At 41.8% G+C, this 18078-nt stretch carries 14 protein-coding genes; 12 read left to right on the top strand and 2 right to left on the bottom strand.

What is annotated here, in order from left to right; all coding sequences use genetic code 11:
• The first annotated feature begins 243 nt into the window (after nt 1-243).
• Nucleotides 244-993, top strand: a complete 750-nt coding sequence (locus tag AC622_RS10935) for a GNAT family N-acetyltransferase (RefSeq protein WP_049671109.1) — start codon at nt 244-246, stop codon at nt 991-993.
• Between the two features lie 88 nt (nt 994-1081).
• Nucleotides 1082-1618, top strand: coding sequence for a hypothetical protein (locus tag AC622_RS10930; RefSeq protein ID WP_049671108.1), 537 nt, complete (start codon nt 1082-1084; stop codon nt 1616-1618).
• A 112-nt stretch (nt 1619-1730) separates the two neighbouring features.
• On the opposite strand, the gene AC622_RS10925 is transcribed toward AC622_RS10930, so the two are convergent.
• Nucleotides 1731-3032, bottom strand: a complete 1302-nt coding sequence (locus AC622_RS10925) for a S1C family serine protease (RefSeq protein WP_231589513.1) — start codon at nt 3030-3032, stop codon at nt 1731-1733.
• A 255-nt stretch (nt 3033-3287) separates the two neighbouring features.
• On the opposite strand from AC622_RS10925, the gene AC622_RS10920 reads away from it, so the two are divergent.
• The 8 genes from AC622_RS10920 (at nt 3288) to AC622_RS10885 (ending at nt 12404) form a co-directional block, all read left to right on the top strand.
• On the top strand, nt 3288-3476 hold the full coding sequence (locus AC622_RS10920; RefSeq protein WP_049671106.1) for a hypothetical protein: 189 nt from the start codon (nt 3288-3290) through the stop codon (nt 3474-3476).
• Between the two features lie 471 nt (nt 3477-3947).
• Nucleotides 3948-4496 (top strand): HD domain-containing protein, encoded by a 549-nt coding sequence (locus AC622_RS10915; protein WP_049671105.1) that lies wholly within the window; start codon nt 3948-3950, stop codon nt 4494-4496.
• 382 nt (nt 4497-4878) lie between these two features.
• Nucleotides 4879-6168, top strand: a complete 1290-nt coding sequence (locus AC622_RS10910) for an ABC transporter substrate-binding protein (protein WP_049671104.1) — start codon at nt 4879-4881, stop codon at nt 6166-6168.
• Nucleotides 6169-6287: 119 nt separating this feature from the next.
• Entirely contained in the window at nt 6288-7148 is an 861-nt protein-coding gene (locus AC622_RS10905) for a carbohydrate ABC transporter permease (RefSeq protein ID WP_049671103.1), read from the top strand.
• The gene (locus tag AC622_RS10900; protein ID WP_049671102.1) at nt 7148-7963 is read left to right on the top strand and encodes a carbohydrate ABC transporter permease; all 816 of its coding nucleotides are present in this window, start codon (nt 7148-7150) and stop codon (nt 7961-7963) included. The genes AC622_RS10905 and AC622_RS10900 overlap by 1 nt, the downstream gene beginning before the upstream one ends.
• Before the next feature lie 24 nt (nt 7964-7987).
• Nucleotides 7988-9013 (top strand): LacI family DNA-binding transcriptional regulator, encoded by a 1026-nt coding sequence (locus AC622_RS10895; protein WP_049671101.1) that lies wholly within the window; start codon nt 7988-7990, stop codon nt 9011-9013.
• A 446-nt stretch (nt 9014-9459) separates the two neighbouring features.
• A complete protein-coding gene (locus AC622_RS10890) occupies nt 9460-11853 on the top strand; it encodes a M14 family metallopeptidase (protein WP_049671100.1) in 2394 nt (797 codons plus the stop codon).
• Between the two features lie 224 nt (nt 11854-12077).
• Nucleotides 12078-12404 carry a hypothetical protein gene (locus AC622_RS10885; protein ID WP_156185611.1) on the top strand — a complete coding sequence of 109 codons (327 nt, stop codon included), beginning with the start codon at nt 12078-12080 and terminating at the stop codon, nt 12402-12404.
• A gap of 142 nt (nt 12405-12546) precedes the next feature.
• Here the strand turns inward: AC622_RS10885 and AC622_RS10880 are convergent, their stop codons facing one another.
• The gene (locus tag AC622_RS10880; protein WP_049671098.1) at nt 12547-13152 is read right to left on the bottom strand and encodes a CAP domain-containing protein; all 606 of its coding nucleotides are present in this window, start codon (nt 13150-13152) and stop codon (nt 12547-12549) included.
• A 510-nt stretch (nt 13153-13662) separates the two neighbouring features.
• Between AC622_RS10880 and AC622_RS10875 the strand changes: the two genes are divergently transcribed.
• Both AC622_RS10875 and AC622_RS10870 read left to right on the top strand, forming a co-directional pair.
• Nucleotides 13663-15621, top strand: coding sequence for a helix-turn-helix domain-containing protein (locus tag AC622_RS10875; RefSeq protein ID WP_049671097.1), 1959 nt, complete (start codon nt 13663-13665; stop codon nt 15619-15621).
• Between the two features lie 279 nt (nt 15622-15900).
• Nucleotides 15901-18072 carry an acetate--CoA ligase family protein gene (locus tag AC622_RS10870; RefSeq protein WP_049671096.1) on the top strand — a complete coding sequence of 724 codons (2172 nt, stop codon included), beginning with the start codon at nt 15901-15903 and terminating at the stop codon, nt 18070-18072.
• Nucleotides 18073-18078 lie beyond the last annotated feature (6 nt).

Raw genomic sequence — 18078 nt, 5'->3', positions numbered from 1 at the left:
GTTCCAACATAGTGTCAGGTAAGTGGCATTCACAAGCGGGAATAGAGGAAAGAGAAGGTTTAAGCTTTGTAAATGCTTTGTATAGGCGCATCAGGCAAGTTGTTGAATGATCTGCATATCGCTCCCGATTTTGCCAGGCAGCTTTCCCATATTGATTTCCTGTGCACAGCATATGCCCATAAAAGCTTACTATTCCGAGTAAGATTATTTCGGCCATTCAAAAAATCGAAAGGGAGGAGCCACATGGAAACTGAATTCATAAACGTAACAACAGAAAACCTTGCTAATGAGCACTTATGTTGCATTATCCGCAGTAGAAAGCCTCATCCAGGTGTTGAAGCAAAACGACAATGGCTTTCAGAGCGGTTGAATGAAGGTCATGTTTTCCGAAAGTTACAGGCAAAGACAGCGGTTTTTATCGAATATGCTCCTCTTGAGACAGCATGGGTTCCGGTGATTGGTGACAACTATTATTATATCTATTGTTTATGGGTTTCTGGCAGCTACAAAGGAAAAGGATATGGAAAGGCACTGATGGAGTATTGCTTGGCCGATGCGAGAGAAAAGGGGAAATCCGGCGTTTGTATGCTCGGAGCCAAAAAACAAAAAGGATGGCTTTCTGACCAATCATTTACGAAGAAGTTCGGATTTGAGGTTGTTGATACAACCGATAGTGGATATGAATTGTTAGCCCTTTCTTTTGATGGAAAGGCCCCAAAGTTTGCATCAAATGCTAAAAACGAAACAATCGACAGTCAAGAACTGACCATTTATTATGATAAGCAATGTCCATATATCTATCAAAGCATCGAGAAGATCAAACAATATAGTGAAGCGAATAACATTCCTCTGTCCTTAATGGAAGTCGATACACTGCAAAAAGCAAAGGAATTGCCATGCGTTTTCAATAACTGGGCTGTGTTTTATAAAGGGAAGTTTGAGACGGTGAATTTGTTGGATGCTGCTTATTTAAAAAGGATACTCAATAAATAGGATGACGTAGCAAAGTCAATAGAGAAAATATGATATGGTTAACAAAAGACTGGTCGTACACCAATCCATATAAGGAGTTACTGATCATATGACATTAAAAATAGTCTCATACATTAGCAACTACATCCCTGAGTTTGGATATTCTACTGCCGAAGAAAGGGAGTTCTTACCGATTAATCATCCTGATGCGAAGAGGGCTGCACAAAAAGCACTAGACTACGACAATCACATCTATCTGCCCGGTTATATAGAAATGACGTATGAAGATAAAGTATTTCTCAGCAGCTCAGAGGGGACGGAAGATATGCTTTTTACATGGTGGGATATCATTTGGTATTTACATCATTTTGATGAGGAAATTGAATATGATATAACCCTCCTAGACAATATAGCGACACTTTTCATAATGAAGAAAGAAACGGATTTTTATATCGTATTAGATTCCTATCCTATAGAGGCTCCCCAAAATATTCGTACTATGGTCATTCCGCAAAGGAACTTCATTGACGTTATGATCAGTGCTTTTAAGGAGTTTTTGATCTTTTGTAAAAGCGGATTGATTTTTAATGAAGAATCACAGTTTAAAAGTGTCATTGAGTTAGAAGGGAAATTGAATAGTATATAGAGATAAAAGGAACTGGATGGCTTGATTTATTGTGTATCGATAATTGTGAATCGCCTATTTATAAGTCAGATTTGTAAATTAAAATACCCCCATCCGATGGGGGTATTTATGATTATTGATCCAAGTAATCATCGGAAACATCAGAATCTACATCCTCCTTGTTACCATAAGGATCCATTTCGATGTCATCGTCATCATTTTCTTCTTCTAAATCAGATTCCTCTACTAAAGTATCATCATAAGCTTCCTCTGAATCTTCCTCTATCATTAGGCTATCATCTTCTTCGGGGTCTTCCTCATAATAATCGGAGTCATCATACATGTCATCGTAACCTTCATCATGATCGTATTCATAGTCATCATATTCACTATAATCTTCTTCAAATTCAGAGTCATCATAATCATATTCGTAATCTTCATAATAGCTATCGTATTCTTCTTCGTATGAACCACCGTCAAAATAACCTTCATTCCCATAGAGATCCTCATAATAAAAGACGCCTGCTTCATTGTAAAAGAGTTGATTTATCTCCTGTTCGCTCATTGGGGCAGAGGACCATTGAGTGACTGTGTTCATAATCTTGTAGAGCGGGATGCTGAAGCCGATATTGTCTTCGCCATTCATTTTGGCAGAGTTTATGGCAATCACTTTTTCCGTTTTTCTATCTAACAAGGGACCGCCGCTGCTGCCGGGCGCGAGGGGAGCTGATATTTGGTAAATGCCGTCATATAAATGGGGCTCGATAACAAAGGTTCTATCTACGCCGCTTATATTTCCTAAAGTTGCTGAATTCTCTAGTCCTCTTGGGCTTCCGAGTGCAATGATTTCGTCACCTAATTGGGACTTATCAGTTGTTTCAATAGACAGGGGTGTTTGATTAGCCAGGTTGGGGACACGGATCAAAGCGATATCGACTTCATTGCTGTAGCCGATGACAGTTCCTTGATGTTCCGTACCATTATGATCTTTTACGATGGCCAATGTATTTCCTTCCACGACATGTGCATTGGTGAGAATATCTCCGTTCTTATTGATAAGAAAGCCGGAGCCTTGAGAGGTTCCATTCGAAATCGTAAATACTTTTGAGAGTGATTCTTCAATTATTTGAGATACATCTTTAGGAGCGGTACTTGTTTTCTGTAAGGCAGGTTTGGGTGCTTCCTTTTTTGTCTTTTTTACAACTTCTTTTACTTGTTCTGGTTTATCCTGGATAGATTGTTCTGCTTCCTTTTTTTCATTGAAAAGATAGAAACCGTAAGAAGCCATTACGCATAGGCATAATGTCGTGATAAGTGCTAATCCCCATATGATTATTTTCTTAGATTTTCTTTCTGTCTTATTTCCACAAGCCGAGCAATATCTAGGCTGACGCGAGAAGGGTTCACCGCATTTTGAACAATATATTTGAATCACTCCTTATAGGGTCTTATGTACTATGATAATAGTTTAATACATTTGGACATCATTTACAATAATTGGAATTTAAGTTTGGCGGATTTATTTTATTCGTTAGGGGTTAAGGGATATTCGCAACGTCCTTTTTATGGTACTGACAATTACTTCAAGCTCACCAATATATTGTGAGGTAGGTCATATTCCTTAGCGGGAATAGTAGAAAGAGGGGGTCTTCAGCTTTTGCTTTAACCATTTCTAAAGGAGGAAATGAACATGACCATTAGTAGTTTGTTAAAGCACGAATTCGTTGGAGAAGACAAGGAAGATGTTTGCGACTTGATGAATGACTTTGTAGAGAACACAGAGAACAGGCATCAACTGGTTAAGATTCATGAGGTCACTTTTTCAAAAAGAGAGGGAAAAACGGTAGCGGTGATGGAGTATTATTTAGGCGACGATTAAGCTGTTAGTATCCACTTTTACTAGGATGATTTTTTTAGTATTACTGTCTGGATAGGTGGGATGATGAGGGGAATTCTATTACTTATGATGAAAAAGCTAATGATGATACTGTTGTCATTCCGGATATTTCACAAATTTGTGACCTGTCCGGTTTTGACAATCGGTGTTATTGGGGTGTCCCTGACTTAATGCCAGGCGCATGATATGATGTTAAAATCTATTCTTTAGTAAGCTTTTTATGTAAGAGTGGAGTTCTGCCTGATTTTTTGTGAATGTGGATGAGAATTTTGCGTATGCATCATCGGGCCTTTAAAGGCTCTTTTTTGTCGTCCTAGTGTATTTGAATTTAAACGAAAAAGGCAAGGCAATCGGGCGATAAGGTGGCTGAAGTAAATCCATTTGAAGAAATTGAGGAAATAATAGAAGTAAAATTCACTGAGGATATGAAAGAGGAAGATAGGAGGATTTAGTATGAATCTAACCGAAAAAGCCAAGATATTTGCTACCAAAGCACATGATGGACAAACGAGAAAACTCACGGGGAAACCGATGATTGGCCATCCTATCCGTGTTGCGGAAACCTTAAGAAAAGCGGGATTTTCAGAGGAAGTCATTGCAGCGGGCTATCTGCATGACACGGTGGAAGATACTCCTGTCACCATGGAGGAGATTAAACGCGAATTTGGGGAGAGAGTGGCAGAGGTGGTGGCCGGAAATACGGAAAACAAAGCCCATTCCTGGCATGATCGTAAGCAGCATACCATTGAAGCTATTAAAACCGCTCCTCTTGAAGTGAAAGCGTTAGTGGTGGCCGATAAGCTGGATAACTTGCGCTCACTTGCTGAAGACATCAACGATGCGGGAGAGGGGATATGGGCAAAATTCAAAAAAGGCCGAGACGAGCAGAAGTGGTATTTCACGGGTGTGGCGAAGCATATGCGTGATGGTCTTGATTCTAAGGAAATCCCAGCCTTTTTCGATGAGTATGAACAGCTGGTCCATACATTTTTTAATCAATAAGCGGCTTCTGTCGCTTTTTTTTGTTTGCTCAGGAGTTGCATACCTAGCACTTCCTGCGCACGTGTAGAATGAATATGGAAATTTGAGATTGCTAGAGATGTTACTGGAATTTTATTGAATAAACAACATTAATATAGTAAAAACCTATAAAATCGCTTACTAATTTCAGTGAAGTTTGAATTTTTAAACATAATAAAATAATAAAAAAAAGCTTTGAATTTCCTGTATTATTATGATAAATTTTAAATGTAAGGTTTATGCAAACGTTTTCATTATGTGAAAACATTTTAGTATTTTGGAAGAGTAATATTCATTTTTATTTACATAGTTTTGAAAGCGTTTACTTAAACCTAAAACATCATAGAAAAGAGAGGGTAAAAGTATGAAACGTAAAAAGTGGTATGCAGGTGCTTTATCAGCTTCGCTATTAGCAACAGCTATGTTAACGGGATGTTCATCGGATAGCTCCTCATCTAGCAGCGGAGACAAGGTTACTATTGATGTTTTCCAATTTAAAGTAGAGTTTAAAGATCAATTTGAAGCAGTGGCAGAAAAGTATGAAAAGGAAAATCCAAATGTAGATATTAATATTACGACAGTCGGCGGCGGAGAGGATTATGGTGCAGCGTTGAAATCGAAATTCGCTTCCGGTAAGGAACCGGCTATCTATAATGTTGGCGGTCCGCAGGATGTGGAGGACTGGAAGGATAAATTAGCGGATTTATCGGATACAGAAGCCTCTAAAGCAGCGTTAGAGGGAACGCTTGACGGTGTCACAACAGATGATAAAGTTCTAGGCCTTCCATATAACCAAGAAGGATACGGCCTGCTTTATAACAAAGAAATCTTCGAAAAAGCCGGTATTAAGGCAGAGGAAATCACCACAACGGAAGCGCTTGAAAAAGCCGTTAAAACCATTGACAGCAAAAAAGATGAACTTGGTATTAAAGCGGTTTTCGCTTTGCCAGGTAAAGAAAAGTGGGTAACAGGCTTGCATTCCTCCAACGTGTTCCTTTCTCCTGAATTTGACGAGAACATCATGAATGCATATAACGCTGACAGTGTTGATTTCAAATATGGCGATCAATTCAAATGGTATATTGATCTCTCCAATAAATATTCCATTCAGCCAACAGTCAGTCTTGACTATTCTCAACAAGTTGAAGAAAACTTCTCTCTTGGTAAAGTAGCCATGATTCAACAAGGTAACTGGGTATACAGCTCCATCGAAGGAATTGACGAGGAATTCGCTCAAGAAAACGTTGGTATCCTGCCAATTCCTGTAGAAGGCTATAAAGAAGATTCTCTTCCAGTTGGCATTCCAATGTACTGGGGCGTAAACAGCAACAAGGATGAAAAAGTGATTGAAGCATCCAAAGATTTCTTAGATTGGTTGTACACATCTGATGAAGGTAAGAAGACCGTTCTTGAAGACTTCAGCTTTATCCCTGCTTATGAAGGCTATGATTCCAGCAAAATCGCGGATCCAATCTCTAGAGAAGTATATGAATATGCGACTGAAGGCAAAACAATTGGTTGGGTATTCATGGGCTATCCAACTGGTTGGGGCGAGAACAAATTGGGTGTAAACATCCAAAAATATTTAAGTGATGAAATGACTTGGGATGAATTAGTCAAAGAATCACAAAAATCTTGGACAGACGCTCGATAATATTCGGATAACGAAAAACGGCAAAACAAAGTAGAACATCTTGGGCTACTTTGTTTTGCTGGATACATTGTTTAATGAATATTAGAAGGCATTCCTGTCATGAATTTGGAGGGGTAATAATGCGTACTCGCAGTTTTTCCTACTGGCTATTTCTAACACCTGTTCTCGTATCGCTATTTTTGGTCGTCCTATTACCGCTAGGACTCGGAATCTTTTATTCATTTACGGACTGGAATGGAATTCAGACAACTGCTTTTGTAGGGTTCCAAAACTATATCGGTATTTTCCAGGAGAAAGAATTCGTAGATGCCTTGTGGTTCACCGTGAAATTCTCCCTCGTATCGATCATTTTAATTAACGTGATTGGTTTAGTATTGGCCTTAATTGTTACTTCAAGAATCAAATCAAGTCATTTCCTTCGGACTATATTCTTTATGCCGAACTTAATTGGCGGGTTGATTTTGGGATTTATTTGGCAGTTTATTTTCACGAAAGCCTTTGACGCGGTGGGTGTAGCCTTGGGCTATGAAGGGCTGCAAGGGTGGTTATCTACTGCCTCAACTGGTTTCTGGGGATTAGTCATCCTGATGAGCTGGCAAATGGCTGGCTATATTATGATTATTTACATTTCCTATCTTGAAAGCGTTCCAGAAGAATTAACTGAAGCTGCCGAGATTGATGGAGCAAACTATTTCCAAAAGCTTCGTGCGATTATTTTCCCTCTCGTTGCACCGGCATTTACAGTTAGTATGTTCTTGACGCTGTCCAATACATTTAAGCTATATGATCAGAACTTAAGTTTAACAGGCGGCGGTCCTTATAATTCCACGCAAATGGTGGCGATGGAAATCTTCCAGACAGCGTTTAAAGAAAGTGATATGGCCTATGCATCAGCAAAAGCCGTTGTCTTCTTCTTAATTGTCGCATCCATCAGCTTGACACAAGTGTACATCAACAAGAAAAGGGAGGTTGAGTTGTAATGCGCAGAAAGCATAACTGGCCTTTAGAAATCATCGGGATTATGTTGGCTTTACTTTGGCTCTCCCCATTTTATATCATGATTGTCAACTCCTTTAAAACGAAGAAGGAAATGTTTACAGATGTCTTAAATCTTCCGGAAGCCCTTAATTTCGACAACTATGTAGAAGCCTTTAAACAATTGGATTTCCTGAAGACACTCTTTAATTCCGTCTTCATTACCGTTGTGAGTGTCGTGTTGATTATTCTCTTTTCTTCCATGGCAGCGTATGCTCTTTCACGGAATAAAAGTAAGGTGAGTACAGTTTTATTCTTTGTATTCGTGGCAGCGATGCTGATCCCTTTCCAAACCGTTATGATTCCATTAATCTCGGTTTTTGGTAAGTTTGAAATGCTGAACCGTGCAGGGTTAATCTTTATGTACGTTGGTTTTGGCGCCAGCTTGTCCATCTTTTTGTACCATGGATCGTTAAAGGGGATATCCCAATCATTGGATGAAGCAGCAACGATTGATGGGGCCAACAGATGGCAAATCTTTTGGCATATTATCTTCCCAATATTGAAGCCTATTACGGTTACGGTTGCTATCTTGAATACGATTTGGATTTGGAATGACTATTTGCTGCCTTCCCTTGTTATTAATCAGGATGGTATGCAGACTCTACCACTTAAGATGTTCTTCTTCTTTGGGGAGTATACAAAACAATGGCATCTTGCCCTTGCTGGATTAACTCTGGCCATTCTTCCGGTCATTATCGGCTACTTCTTTGCGCAAAAACAAATTATTAAAGGTGTATCCGAGGGTGCCGTGAAATAAGGATACAGGAACGGAGGTAGGGCATTGGCGGATGTAACGATTAAAGATGTTGCCAGAGAAGCGAATGTAGCACCATCCACTGTATCAAGGGTACTCAAGGATAGCCCGCATATCAGCAGTCAAACAAAACGCAGAGTCCGGAAAGTGATGGAACGGTTGGGGTATACCCCTAATTTCCAGGCTCAAAGCTTAGTCGGGAAAAGCACACAGACCATTGGTGTTATTATGCCTGACACAGCGTATCACGCATTTAAGAATCCGTTCTTCTCGGTCGTTCTTCGCGGGATTAGCCGTAGAGCCAATGAGCAGAAATATGGACTATATTTATCGACCAGTTATACACGAGAAGGAATCTATGAAGAAGTGGTTTCGATGGTACAAGGAAAAAGGGTAGACGGGCTCATCCTCTTGTATTCTCGTAAAAATGATGAGGTCATTGAGTTCCTGAAAGAGGTTGATTTTCCTTTTACGGTGATAGGCAGACCGCTCATGCATGAAAACAGCATTACGTATGTCGATAATGATAATGTGACCGTCGCCAAAGACGTGACAAATTATCTCATCAAGCTTGGGCATAAACACATTGCCTTTATTGGCGGAAACGAAAACTTTGCCGTAACCGTTGACCGCTTAAAGGGATACCGGGATGCCTTAGAGGAGAGTGGAATTCCATTCTGCGAAGATTATTTGATTGATGAACAGCTATTTAATGATCATGGGTTCGAATCGATTAAAAGCCTAATGGAACTGAAACCTATCCCAACAGCCATCATTGCCCAGGATGATTTGACTGGGTATGAGATCTTAAGCTATCTGGAAAAACTGACTATTCGTGTACCAGAGGATGTCTCCATCATCGGGTTTAATAATCAAACACTCTCTCAGCATTCAAAACCACCTTTGACGTCTGTGGAAATCAATATTCCTCGACTAGGTATTGAAGCAACGAATTGTTTAATCGAAAAGATTAAGAACCCGAATACTTTTGCAAAGCGGGTTACGATTCCAACTGAGTTTAAGGAGCGGGAATCGTGTAGAAAGATAGAATAGGCATTCTTTTGGCCACCTTTCTGATGAAGGGTGGCTTTTATCATGTGCCGGATATGATTAATAGCTAGATGGAGCTTATAATCTACAAGCCAATAAATAACGGGACACGAATCTGGTTCAAAAGTCTATTCGGGAATCTATCATTAGCCTTCGTCAAAGAGATTCCATCAATATGATAACTATTATTCTGTTCTATTCTACATTAATCGCTACTCCGTTTGCTTATTGCTCTTTTAGGAAACTAGTATTCACCGGTTTACAGGGTGAAAAGGCGGGGGCTAAAGGGTGGTTTATTCACTCTGTGTGTATTGAAATGGACACTTTTATCCAGTGGTTAAGTGTATAGTCTCATTTTTGCCATGACAGCAGATTGCGACACCATATTCTATCAATTTTATATAGATTTTACTCTATATAGCGCAAAAAAAGTAGAATGGGGTGTATGTATGAAGAAGAAGCAGGCAAAGAAAGGCTTTGCCAAGTTATTAGTACTTTCTAGTTTCACATTGGCGTCCTTGTACCCGGTGGGGGCGATGGCGAATACGGCTGTGAATGATCAAGCCGTTGTACCAATCGCCAAGGAGGAAACGTCATCCATCGTCAAATTGGTCATCCCGGATCGCAAAACATTCGATAAGATGCAGGAAATGGGGGTCGACCTGACGCATAGTGTGCATGAGCATGATGGCGTGATTGAAGCGGATGTCGTTGTGACTCCTACTGAGCTTGCAACACTAGAAATGTTGGGTGTGAAGAAGAAAGAGACCATTGTGACGGAATCCCAGTGGAGGGGGAATGTAGCGGAACGTAACACATCTCAGGCGCTCGAGCAGGAACTAGCCTCTGAAATAGATACATTAAAGGTATTACGGGCCAATTATTTTACCAACCAGTCAGGGGATTTCCTTTACTTGGAGGTCAAATCCAGTGCGGGAGAAACAGCCAGCACCGCTTTGACGGCAAAATGGAAGGAAGGCGACAGTGAAAAATCGGCGACTCTTTCAAGGAAAGTGGATTATGGACAGTATCTATACCACACTATATTAATTGAAGTCGATGAGATTCCGAGGGAAGTAACCATTGAATCGAATTTGGGAGGAAAGACGTCCAAAAAGCTGACGGAATGGCTTGGCGACCTTCCTGATGAGCCGAACGACCATTACGTGAAGGACTTTGTTGATCATTATATGGATCCAAATGAATTATATGAGAGAGCAGAAAGCTTGGCCGAGGAATTTCCTGAGCTGATTGAAATTGTGGAGATGCCGTACAAAACGAATGGATATCGGCGACACGCTCAAGCCACAATCGGGGAGATGAGCAATAATGCCATCGTTCTGACGTCCAAGGCTTGGGGACATAAGGGAGGAAATGATTTTTCCGTCGAGCTGGTGAATCCGAATAAGAAGAATGCCAACCTGAAAGTAACGGTTAAAAAGAATGTCATTACCGTCCAATTAGCGACGAATAGAGACAAGGAAATAACGACGACTGCAGCTCAGGCAGTTGCGGCGATTAATAGCCAGGCAAAATCAGTGGTAAGCGCCACAACGTATCGAGGAAATGCGGGAGCGGGAGTCCTATCTGCGGCATCAGCGCAGCTGACAGACGGATTGGATGCACCTGAATCTGTTTCACGCGAGCCGCAAACGATGAAGGTCATCCGCATCGGGAAACAGAAGAACGGCACGAAGCCTGGAGTACTCGCTTATTCCCAGGAGCATGCCCGTGAATGGGTGACACCACTCGTGACAATCGAGACGGCAGAGCGCTTAGTCCGAAATTATGCCCATGATAAGCCAACGAAACAATTGGTCAATAATCTGGATATCTTCCTGATTCCGACGATGAATCCGGACGGGGCCAATTACAGCTTCTATGACTATAATATGCAGCGGAAAAACATGAAAAACCATTGTGGTCCAACCCAAAGTGATCCTGGTTATCAAAACTCTTGGGGTGTTGACCTGAACCGAAACTATACAGCGGGATCCGTGTATGACGGCTTTATCGGAGCATCGACATCCTGCACAAGCTCGACTTTTGCAGGGCCTGAAGAAGGCTCTGAAGTGGAAATGAGAAATATGGCCTGGCTTGTTGATGAATACAGCCATATCAAATTTGCGATGAACGTTCATAGCTATGGCGGATATTTCATGTGGTCTCCAGGATCGTATGATGCTGAAAGGAACACATTGCCGCGCCCGACTGCTGGAGAAGAAGCTTTTTATTGGTCCGCATCCAGTCACATTCTTAATAAAATCCAGGACCACCGCGGAACCGTCATCCTCCCTGGAAGGACTGGCCCGATTCCAGATGTATTGTACTCAGCAGCAGGTAACTCAGCCGATTATCTATGGTATGAAAAAGGCATCTTTGCCTGGAACTTCGAAGTCGGTGCTGACCTTTATAATAAGTCCACAAAGAGATGGGAAGCTGTTGGTTTCCAGCCGACTTTTGAAGAAGGGCATGAAGAAGCGATGGAATTCTCCAACGGCCTGATCGGATTGATGGAGGTTGCCCATAATCAGGCTAAGGACAAAACAAATCCACGCACAATCGCCGACCCAGGAAGCGGCACCTATAAGGATAAAGTGGATGTATCCTTCATTACGAGCGAACCAGCGACCATCTATTACACATTAGATGGCAGCCGACCAAACTTTGATTCTCCGAAATTGATGCTTTCCGGTGTGAGGGAATCAGCCGAATCGATCGAAATTACCGAGACAAGCACCCTCAACTGGTTCTCTGTCGATATCGCTGGAAATATCGAAAATAATTATAATCCTTTCGGAAATGGCAAAAAGTATAATTCTGCTACATTTAAGATTAAATGATTTAGTGAATGAGGCAGCCCAAGTGTTTATTGGGTTGCCTTCCATTGTTTTAGGCAAATCAAAGTTAGAGTGGCATCAGCATCTATTTTAATGTTGATGGCTGCGTACTTTAAAAATCTACAAGTTTTTAGTTGATCACAATAGAATTGTGGTGATATACCTTGATGCCAACAACCATAATTGAATTAGGTATACTGATTTTCATTTTTATAGGGTTGAATGTTTTGGCACTATTTCTTACTAGCTTCAAAAAAATGTTAAGAATCATATCATGGATTATTTTAATAGCCGGCATCACCTTTTACTCCATTAGACCGTTCCTAGTGGATTTGCAAACAAAATCTGCTATTGAGAAATTGGATACGCATTTAGAAAGAGTTTTTCCCGAAGATCATTGGGAAGTGACCGATTCAGATGATTATCGATTAACCAATGAAAAGAAACTCTTTGTTATATTCGAAAATGAACCTAATGTCACTTATCTATATAACATCAATAAGCAAACGGTTACTCAAGTAGATAGGTGGACGAAATCTGAGAAGTCACTATAATCAGAGAACATCATACCTACCCACAAGGAATAGGTTATTCCTTGATAGCAGCTGCTAAACTGTTCCCTTGCTTGCAGAACTATGTATGGATAAAAGATAGTAGGAATTTATTCATTCCTACTATCTTCAGTAGGAATATTCCTTACTTAGAAATAAATTGCTGTGTCCAAATATGTCCGTTTTTCGCGTAGCCTACGCCAATATGGGTGAACTTTGTGCTCAAAATATTGGCTCTGTGTCCGGAGCTATTCATCCATGCTTTAACCACTTGCTCTGGTGTGGATTGTCCTTTAGCGATATTTTCACCGGCAGCTTTATAATTAATGCCGAAGTTCTTCATCATATCAAATGGTGATCCGTATACAGGGCTGTTATGACTAAAGTAATTATTATCTCTCATGTCCTCTGACTTGTATCTGGCTACTCTAGCAAGCTCCCAATCATATTTCAATTCTTTGAGACCTTGTTTCGTTCTTTCTACATTGACGAGTCTAATAACTTCTTGCTCGTATTCTTTTATTTGATCCTGAGTCGGAATAGTAAGTTTTTGTCCTGGATAAATGAGGTTGATATTAGAGATCCTAGGATTGGCAGCAATCAATTCGCTAATGCCAGTCTCCGTTTTGTCGGCAACCTTCCACAAAGTATCTCCAGATACCACCGTATATTGATAGTCTGCAAACGCAGATGCGGTTGGAAGCAATAAAGCTCCAGTGAGTATGAATGTCGTGATCTTTTTCTTCATCATCTTTCCTCTCCTTAAAAGTTAATTCACAAACGATTATAACGAGAAATGGAAAAGAAATGGCAGGAAAATCTTGGGGTGTAAGTAAGCAGATTCTTACTAATAGTAAAAATAAACAAATATTATCGTAGAAAATCCTATGCTAATAGGCTTTACAGCCGTTTGTCAACTAGATTCCTTAAATTGGAGTGTGGTAGTATTTTCTTGTGTCTGTAAAAAGATTCCTGCATATGAGGTGCAGTCAAGGCTTGGTTTTCACATCAGGATTGGCAAAGATAATGAGAATGGCGGAAGGATTAGACATTGAATAATCTGGAAATGTGACCAGAGTGTTCCCGCTTTTTGTTCTTGCGCATTCATTCCACTTCCACTTTAATGATGTTTCATCCTTCTAAATCTGCTTACTAATTTCCCCTAATAAAAGGACTCAAGAACATCCATGTAGAATGTACTAATAGTAGTCGTCCATCATTCTCATGGGCAAAAATTGATTAGGTTTCCTGGAGGTTTTTTATGATAAGAAAAGAACTGAAGAAAAAGGGTCCTATTCATCCAAAGGGTATGGCAAAGCTGCATACGATAGATGCAGAGAAAAATCGTTTGGCCGATAAGATTGATCATTACTTAGTCGTTTGTATTTATGAGCAGGGTGTAAAGAATGAAGCCCAAGCAGTCATGACTGCTCAGTGGGAGCGTGCGAAAGCAAATTCCTTTGTTGTTTTTGAGAAGGTCTACCGGGAAAGCGAGGAGATCTTTCAGAATCTGCGTGTTGCTGCCCGGAATCAGATTATTTCAAGTATGGCGGTCAACATCGTGGAGATTCTCGAGAAACAGCATAGCCGGATGAGCGTCCAGAAGGGGTCCGACCGAGCTGAACTCATCAAAACGGTTAGCCATTTTATTAAGAATGAAACATTTCTGTCAGAGGAGAATGTCTGGGAGGATTTCTGTGCGTGGTTTCGCTGCAGTTTGACTGAATGGGTATTGGATGAGATGGTGCAATCCATCGGCTATGAATATATTGCTGGACTGGATACATTAGAGTTGAATAAACAATTTCATGATTATCTATCAAGAAGTCTTTCGAACGAGGGTTTTACAGCACGGTTCAGCGAGCTGATTAGTCAGCATCTATCCGGATGGATGGAAGAAATCCTGATTATCCTCACTGATAAAAATGGAAAGCTGGAGAAGCTTCTTGCCGAGCAGACGAATAGTCAGCAAATTCCCGGTACACAATCTGTTTCCGGTTATATACATGTAATGAATAATGTCGCCTATCAGAATGTCAGGGAAGCCTTATATAAGAATATGTTTTGTTCCGATGAAACGAATCCTTGGCCAACAACCCCGCTATATAAAGGAAATATGGAAGGGGTGGTCCAGTTTAAGCCGCCTTTTTTTGCGGATGATTGGCAGGCTGGTCTGCCTGTCGACCAAGCATGGCGAGAAGCAGAGGGTGTATCTGATTTAGATGTCGATCTATTTGATGCCTTATGCAGTGTATTCCTGTCGAGGGCGAGCCATTCAAAGGATTTAATTGAGGTGTATTTCGACGAATTACTGCAAATGAGGGGACTGAAGGCGAAACTGGGAGGGGAAGGGCGTCGGGGCGGTTATGAACAGAAACAGCGCCGGCAAGTTTTGGAATCGCTTTCACGAATACAAAGCCTTTGGATTGAAATAGAAAAAGCGGTCATTTATGTGAAAGGCAGGCCCGTCGAGATGAAACTTCAAGGGCGAACATTCCTGTTTAAGGACAGTGCCGGTAAGGAATGCCGAATCTCAGAGCTTGCTGAAGAGAAGAAAGTCTATTTCACCATCGATGACATCTTTTCCAGATACCTGTATGGCTCCGGAAGGCAAATAGCGATTTTGCCAATTAAGGCTTTGCATTATCATCCTCACCACCGGACATGGGAGAAACGGTTAGCTAGATATGTCAGCTGGAGATGGCGCACCCAGGCAAGAAAAGGGGACTATCTTCAACCGAATAAAGTCGCGACGCTCTTGAATGCCATTGGCGAGGATATAAATGAACGAACCCCTTCAAGGACGAGGGATCGGTTAGAGAAAGCCTTGGATACTCTACACGAAGACGGGATTATTGGCGGCTGGTACTATGACCATAAATGGGATGAAACGATTGCGGATTCGAGGGGATGGTACCGTACCTGGAGGAATGCAGCCATCATCATCGAACCTCCTGCTGTTATTACAGAACAATACCAATCTATTCAAAAAAGGAAGAAGACAAAGCATAATCAAGGATCGCTGATGCCGATGTCATCATTGAATCTATTAGGCCAGCAGCTGCGATTGATGCGTAGCCAGCTTGGCTTGACGTTAAGCCAAGTGGCAGAAGAAATAGGGGTTTCCCCCTCTTATTTAAGCCATATTGAATGCGGAAGCAAACATCCGTCTGACAAGATTCAACTCAGTATAACAAAATGGATACAGCGATATATGTAAAGGAGCTGCTAAATGGAGGCAGCTTCTTTTTTGCGTGGATGGAGGATGAAGTTTCCTGAAAGTCGAGGCTTTGCTTGGTGAATGTCGGGGTTCATTCGTACATAAATAAATTGGCTGATTTTTCATCCCTTATACACCAAGGGATAGGGAATTCCATTCTATGCTTGACTCCCTAATCATTAAATGATTTAAGGTTGACAGCTTTGCCTAAGTCCATGCCTCCCTTCGATAAAATAATGAACAGGATTCGTCCTTATCAATAGAAGCAGAGGTGAAGAAATGCGAGAAGAAAAAAAGTCGATTGAAACGTTAGAGCCACTATTCAATGCACAATCGGTAGCCATCTTAGGAGCTTCGGAGAACCCATACAAAATCGGGCATATTCAATTAAAGGCTTTGATAGACGGGAAATTCGGCGGTGCCATCTATCCGATCAATCCGAAAGCTGATGTCATTGCAGGACTCCCTTGTTATCCGAGCATCAGTGAGATAACAGAGCCGGTTGACGTTGCCATACTTTGTGTCGGTGCTAATCAGATTAAGGATAGTCTCATAGAGTGCGGCCAGAAAGGGGTTAAAGCAGCGATTATCTTTGCGTCGGGATTTTCAGAAGTGGGAGAGGAGGGTGCAGAGCAGCAAAGAGTTCTTGGTGAAATTGCCAAGGAATACGGAATCAGAATCATTGGTCCCAATTGCGTCGGTCTAGTGAACACGATGAATGGCTTCATTGGCACATTCTCACCAGCGATTTTGGCTGTTCCTTTTCATGATGAACGAGCGGTGGGCTATGTTTCTCAAAGTGGAGCCTATGGCGTACTTACGTATATGGCAGCGGCTCAAAAAGGCCTGACCTTCAATTATTTTGCCAGTGTGGGCAATGAGATGGATGTCGAGTTTTCTGATGTGGTCGAATACATGATCCACGACGATAAAACAAAGGTCATCACCGGGTACTTAGAAGGCGCGAAAAATACGGAAAAGCTAAGAGGTTTGGCTAATAAAGCGCTTGAGCACAAGAAACCGATTGTGCTGATGAAAACGGGGCGCAGTGAAGCCGGAAGCAGGGCGGCCTCCTCGCATACTGGTTCTCTCGCAGGCTCTGATGCCATTTATGATGCCTTCTTCAAACAGACCGGAATCGTACGGGTGGATGATTACGAGGATATCATCACTTTTTCGAAGTTATTCCTATCCAATAAGCTGCCTAAGGGCAAGAACACGGTTATTATCACAAGCTCAGGCGGACGGGGAATCAATGAAGCCGATCGCAGTGAGTCCTTTGGTTTGAAGGTCATTCCGCTCAGTGAGAAGACACAAGCGGAAATTAAGGGTGTGATTCCTTCTTATGGAAGCGCTTCAAATCCGATTGATTTAACCGCTGCCGCCTCTGTCACGAATCCTGAGCTCTTCATCGCTCCAATGAGGGCTCTCGTTGAGGATCCCGAGGTGCATAACATTATTTTGACGGAATTCCCGTTAGGGTGGGATAGCGACAACCACTATTTGCAGGAGTTCATCAAGATTTGCCAAAACTCCGATAAATTCGTTCTCGTGACGACCTTCCCATTAGATGGAATGTCCATCCCGAAAGGAACGAAGACCTTAGAGGAAAATGGCATTCCGGTCATTCCGGGCGATTTGAATCCGATTAAGGGATTAGCCTATTTACAGGCTTACAGTGAACATTTGCGCAAAGTGCAAAAACAGAATCTTCACGAAGATTTTACCGCTATCGCACATGAATTCAGCCATACGGATCATGCAGAAACGACTCTCAGTGAATCGATGGCAACAGACGTTTTGGAGAGGCAGGGAATACCGACTACGAAGCGAATGGTTGCCAAAACAGCGGAGGAAGCGGTTCAGTTTGCGAATGAGATTGGCTATCCGGTTGTGCTGAAAATCGATTCCCCCGATATTCCGCATAAGACAGAGGCCAAGGCTATTTGCTTGAGCATCAACGGAGATCAGGAAGTAAGGGATGCGTTCAAGCAAATTGAAGAGAATGCCAGAGCGTATAAAGCAGATGCGAGACTGGATGGAATTTCTGTGCAGGAAATGCTGCCTGAAGGGATTGAAGTCATCATTGGAGCTGTGAAGGATGCAGCATTTGGTCCGGTAATCATGTTCGGCTTGGGCGGCATTTTTGTAGAGGTCTTTAAGGATGTTTCCTTCAGGGTCGCTCCTTTAACTAGGATGGATGCGATGGACATGATCAAAGAAATCAAGGGATACCCTGTGTTGGAGGGGATTCGCGGCCAGGCTGGCGTCGATATAGAGGCAATCGCGGATGTGATCCTGAAAGTCTCAGCCCTAGTGACGAATGAGGAAGCGCGTATAGAGGAATTGGACATGAACCCGCTGATCGTCTATGAAAATGGCGTGAAGGCAGCGGATGCGATGATCGTGCTTAGCGATGCGGTAAAAGAAAAGACAGCGATTAAGGGGTGAGGAAGA

It is taken from the genome of Bacillus sp. FJAT-27916 (genome assembly GCF_001183965.1).
Taxonomy (GTDB): domain Bacteria; phylum Bacillota; class Bacilli; order Bacillales; family Pradoshiaceae; genus Pradoshia.
The sequence above is the reverse complement of the archived record's forward strand: the minus strand, read 5'-3'. Positions and strand labels throughout refer to the sequence as shown.